This is a genomic window from Shewanella sp. 4t3-1-2LB (assembly GCF_017368415.1).
In the GTDB taxonomy this organism is placed as follows: domain Bacteria; phylum Pseudomonadota; class Gammaproteobacteria; order Enterobacterales; family Shewanellaceae; genus Shewanella; species Shewanella fodinae.
This window is the reverse complement of record NZ_JAFNJD010000167.1, coordinates 1-269: the sequence shown is the minus strand read 5'-3', so window position 1 is coordinate 269 and position 269 is coordinate 1. Positions and strand designations below refer to the sequence as shown.

The window sequence follows — 269 nt, the reverse complement described above, 5'->3', positions numbered from 1 at the left end:
TCTACTCAGCCTAATCCATGTCCTTGTTTGACCATTTGAAACTCATTGAAGACCCACGTTCATATATCAACTTGGAACATAATTTGGTTGATATCATTTTCCTCGTTTTAGCCGCAACCGCTTCCGGTTGTCATGGATGGCTCAGGGTGGGATCATACTTTGTTAACAGCATGGAACTTATCAGTATCAGCATGATCTGATCAGGCATGTTATTCTACTCAGCCTAATCCATGTCCTTGTTTGACCATTTGAAACTCATTGAAGACCCA

At 41.3% G+C, this 269-nt stretch carries 1 protein-coding gene; it reads left to right on the top strand.

What is annotated here, in order from left to right:
- Positions 1-17 precede the first annotated feature (17 nt).
- The gene (locus tag J3L11_RS19140; RefSeq protein ID WP_278250760.1) at positions 18-200 is read left to right on the top strand and encodes a transposase family protein; all 183 of its coding nucleotides are present in this window, start codon (positions 18-20) and stop codon (positions 198-200) included.
- The last annotated feature ends 69 nt before the right edge of the window (positions 201-269 follow it).

Coding starts and splice junctions, on each gene's coding strand:
- J3L11_RS19140 (WP_278250760.1), top strand. CDS start 18: ATGTCCTTGTTTGACCATTTGAAACTCATTGAAGACCCACGTTCATAT.